The sequence below is a fragment of the Streptomyces sp. NPDC005899 genome (assembly GCF_040629645.1).
Lineage (GTDB): Bacteria > Actinomycetota > Actinomycetes > Streptomycetales > Streptomycetaceae > Streptomyces.
Genome location: NZ_JBEXWB010000447.1, coordinates 1 through 4,317, shown reverse-complemented (window position 1 = coordinate 4,317; position 4,317 = coordinate 1). Strand labels below are relative to the sequence as shown.

Here is a 4,317-nt window from a genome sequence, read left to right as displayed (position 1 = left end):
CCTCGGTAGGGGGCGGGCACGCCCCGCGGGCCTCAGCCCTCGAGGAGGACGGCGACCGTACCGGCGCCGACGGTCCGGCCGCCTTCGCGGATCGCGAAGCCCAGCCCCGGCTCCAGGGGGATGTCACGGCCGAGCTCGATCGTCATGGTGACGGTCTCGCCGGGCCGCGCCACCGCCCTCTCCCCCAGGTCGACGTCCCCCACGACGTCCGCCGTGCGGATGTAGAACTGCGGCCGGTACCCCGTGGCGACCGGGGTGGTGCGGCCACCCTCGCGCGCCGAAAGGACGTACACCTGCGCGGTGAACCGCCGACTGGGGGTGACGCTGCCGGGCGCCGCCACCACGTGGCCGCGGCGGACCCGGTCGCGCTCCACACCGCGCAGCAGCAGAGCCACGTTGTCCCCGGCCTCGGCGGAGTCCATCGGCTTGCCGAAGGTCTCCAGTCCGGTGACGACCGTCTCGACGTCCGCTCCGAGCACTGCCACCCGGTCCCCGACGCGCACCGTGCCGCGCTCGACGGCGCCGGTGACGACGGTGCCGCGCCCCGTGATCGTGAGGACGTTCTCCACCGACAGCAGGAAGGGCGCGTCGGTGTAGCGCACCGGCATCGGTACGTACGTGTCGACGGCGTCCAGCAGGCCCTCGATGGAGGCGGTCCAGCGCGGGTCGCCCTCCAGGGCCTTCAGCCCGGACACCCGGACGACGGGCACGCTCTCCCCGCCGTAACCGTGCGCGGAGAGCAGTTCGCGGACCTCCAGCTCGACCAGGTCCGTGAGCTCGGGGTCCCCAGCGTCGGCCTTGTTCAGGGCGACGACGATGTGGTCGACGCCGACCTGACGGGCCAGCAGCACGTGCTCCGCGGTCTGCGGCATGATGCCGTCGAGTGCGGAGACGACGAGGATCGCACCGTCGAGCTGCGCCGCTCCCGTCACCATGTTCTTGATGTAGTCGGCGTGTCCGGGCATGTCGACGTGCGCGTAGTGGCGCGTGTCGGTCTCGTACTCGACGTGCGAGATGTTGATGGTGATGCCGCGCTGCGCCTCCTCGGGTGCCCGGTCGATCCGGTCGAACGGCACGAAGGTGCCGGTTCCGCGGTCGCTGAGGACCTTGGTGATGGCGGCCGTCAAGGTGGTCTTGCCGTGGTCGACGTGGCCCATGGTGCCGATGTTGAGGTGGGGCTTGGTGCGCACGTATGCCGTCTTGGGCATGGCTCGTTCCTTGGTGTTCGAAGCTGAGAGAGAAGACCCCAGGGCCCCGCCGACCCTCCCCTTGCGGGGTCCGCCGGACTGTCGGGGGAGGGTCAGCTTCGGGCGCCGCCGATGGGCGCCGCTGCGGCGAACGCCGCTACGGCTGCTGCTGCCGCGATCGCGGTCGCGGGGCTCACGGCAGCCTTCGGCGTGCCCGCGACTGCGGACCGCGCTGCGAGGAAGGCGTACCGGAACATGCCCCTGATCATCGCGGAAGGGCGCCCGGCCGTCGAACGGTTTTCAGGCGGCGCCGTGCCGGTGGCTCAGCCGGTGTTCTCCGGTGGTTCACCCACGGACAGGGGTGCCAGGCGGTGACGGGAGGCGTCGGCGAACTCGCGGACGGCCCGCGCGTCGGTCTCGGCGTACTCGGCGCGGGCGCCGGCCGATCGCCTTGCGGAGGAAGAGGCCGGGGCGCTCCGCGCGGTGCGGGCAGTATCCGGACAGCCGGGCGGTGCCGGGGCGCTCCCGGAGGCGGAGAGCTGGCGGAGCGGCGCGGTGCGGACGGGCCGGAAGTCGTCGTCCTCGGCCCACCGGTCCGTCGTGCTCCTCGGTCCCGGATGCGCCGACACGGGTGGTCCGGCGACATGTGCGGCGCGGGCGTCGACGGTGTCCCACCACGGACGTGCCGTCACCAGGTGGCGCGCGACGGGCAGGACGGCGCGGGAACAGCGGCCCGTGTGGTGGCGCGGGTGGTCGACGGCGACACACCGGTGCTCCCGTTCGGGCAACTCCCGGCGGCGCAGGGCGATGGAGGCGCAGTCGGCTGCGGCCGGCGGCCGGAAGCCCGCCAGGACGGTCCGGGACAGGGCGCGGCACCGGGGCGCGGCACCGGGGCGGCGATCCCCCGGAGGGGAGCGGCGTCCTTCGTGTACGCGCCCTCGGCGACCGCCCGTTCAGGATCGGCCGCCTCGGGACGCACCCCGGCGAGGCGCCCCGGCACCATGTCGGTCGGCACGCTGTCCGGCACGGTGGGGGCGGGCTGCCGCCGTGCACTCATGAGGCGCACATTACGGCGATCACACACCCGTTTCGGTTACGCTCCCCAGATGTTCGAGCCCGTCCCCGCCGCCCGGCCCGCCGTCGGTCTCGCAGCGCGTTGCGCGAAGCTGCTGCTCTCCCCGTGGTCCCGGCTGTCCCTGCTCGTCGCGATGCTCCTGGCCGCGGCCACCACCATGCTGCTGTTCGAACCACAGCGGCTGCTGTCCTCCGGCTGGCCACCCCAGTTGACGGGCTCGGCGGCGGCCATGGTGTTCGGCCTCGCGTACGGCGTGTGCACGGTGGCCTTCGTACCCCGTCCGCTGCTCAACCTCGCCGCCGGTGCGCTGTTCGGCGCCCAGGCCGGCCTGGCCGCGGCGCTGGCCGGGACCGTCCTCGGCGCGGGTGTCTCCTTCCTGCTGGGCCGCGTGCTGGGGCAGGACGCGCTCCGCACGCTGCTCCGCGGCAAGTGGCTGAAAGCCGCGGACGGACTGCTGAGCCGGCACGGTTTCCGCTCCATGCTGGCGATACGGCTCTTCCCGGGTGTGCCGTTCGCGGCGGCCAACTACTGCGCGGCCACCTCCCGGATGGGCTACCCGCCGTTCCTGCTGGCCACCGGGCTCGGATCGATCCCCAACACCGCGGCGTACGTCGTCGCCGGGAGCGAGGCGTCCTCGCCGACCTCTCCGGTGTTCCTGGCGGCGATGGGCTTCATCGTGCTCTCGGGTGCGGGCGCGGCGCTGGTCGCCTGGCGCAAGCGGCACCGGCTGGGCGGGGCCGGCGACGCCGCTCAGGGCCTGCCGTCCGACTGATCCGAGGGGTCCGGCCGGGAGACCGCCCGCCTTCGCCTCCGGGGGCACCCGAGTGGCTGTTCACCTTCAGGCGATACGCTGCGCGCGACCGACAGAGGATGTCCGGGGCCGTGGCGTCCCGTCCCTCTTCTTGACCACACCCGCACGCTGCCGGCGGCCCTGGGGGCCGCCGGCCGTCGCATGAGAACCTCCGGGATGGCCTGAGCTCCATGAGCTGGTTCGAATCATTCGTCCTGGGACTCGTTCAGGGACTGACCGAGTTCCTGCCGATCTCCTCCAGCGCACACCTGCGACTGACCGCGGCGTTCGCGGGCTGGCACGACCCGGGTGCGGCGTTCACCGCGATCACGCAGATCGGTACCGAGGCGGCGGTCCTCATCTACTTCCGCAAGGACATCGCCCGGATCGTCTCGGCGTGGTTCCGGTCGCTGACCGACTCCTCGATGCGACGGGACCACGACGCCAAGATGGGCTGGCTGGTCATCATCGGCTCGATCCCCATCGGCGTGCTGGGCGTGACGTTCAAGGACCAGATCGAGGGGCCCTTCCGTGATCTGCGCCTGATCGCGACCACACTGATCGCCATGGGCATCGTCCTGGGCGTCGCGGACAGGCTGGCCGCGCGTGACGAGACCGGTGGCAGGCACCGGGCGATCCGGGAGCGCAAGTCCCTGCAGGAGCTGGGCGTCAGGGACGGCCTGATCTTCGGCTTCTGCCAGGCCATGGCGCTCGTCCCGGGCGTCTCGCGCTCGGGCGCCACGATCAGTGGTGGCCTCCTGATGGGCTACACCCGTGAGGCGGCGGCGCGTTACTCGTTCCTGCTGGCGGTGCCGGCGGTACTCGCCTCGGGCGTGTTCGAGCTGAAGGACGCGGGCGAGGGGCATGTCTCCTGGGGGCCGACGATCTTCGCGACGGTCATCGCCTTCGCGGTGGGATACGCGGTCATCGCGTGGTTCATGAAGTTCATCACAACCCGGAGCTTCATGCCGTTCGTGGCCTACCGGATCATCCTCGGCATCGTGCTGTTCGTGCTGATCAGCATGGGTGTGCTCAGTCCGCACGCGGGCGAATCCGGCGGCTGAAACCGGGCCGCACAGGTAGCGCCATCTAGCATTTCCCAGCGCCTGATTGCAGCACCCTGCCATGATCATCTCCCACTTGTCTCCCACTCATCTCCCACTGGGGAGCCGGAATACGCCCGACTAGGACGTGTGCGTCCGCATCCCGGCACCGCGGCGGCCGGGGCGGTGGACGGCCTGTACGCGCTGTCGAAGGCCACGCCG

Annotated in this window: 4 protein-coding genes; 2 read left to right on the top strand and 2 right to left on the bottom strand. The window is 71.9% G+C overall.

The features are described 5' to 3' along the window. Nucleotides 1-32: 32 nt before the first annotated feature. Nucleotides 33-1,208, bottom strand: coding sequence for an elongation factor Tu (gene tuf / locus ABZ371_RS29615; RefSeq protein WP_358685321.1), 1,176 nt, complete (start codon nt 1,206-1,208; stop codon nt 33-35). A gap of 302 nt (nt 1,209-1,510) precedes the next feature. Beyond that, nucleotides 1,511-2,038 (bottom strand): DNA alkylation repair protein, encoded by a 528-nt coding sequence (locus tag ABZ371_RS29610; RefSeq protein WP_358685324.1) that lies wholly within the window; start codon nt 2,036-2,038, stop codon nt 1,511-1,513. Between the two features lie 255 nt (nt 2,039-2,293). On the opposite strand from ABZ371_RS29610, the gene ABZ371_RS29605 reads away from it, so the two are divergent. After that, nucleotides 2,294-3,034: a TVP38/TMEM64 family protein gene (locus ABZ371_RS29605; protein WP_358685318.1), complete on the top strand. Its 741-nt coding sequence runs from the start codon at nt 2,294-2,296 to the stop codon at nt 3,032-3,034. Nucleotides 3,035-3,243: 209 nt separating this feature from the next. After that, on the top strand, nt 3,244-4,116 hold the full coding sequence (locus ABZ371_RS29600) for an undecaprenyl-diphosphate phosphatase (RefSeq protein WP_358685315.1): 873 nt from the start codon (nt 3,244-3,246) through the stop codon (nt 4,114-4,116). The last annotated feature ends 201 nt before the right edge of the window (nt 4,117-4,317 follow it).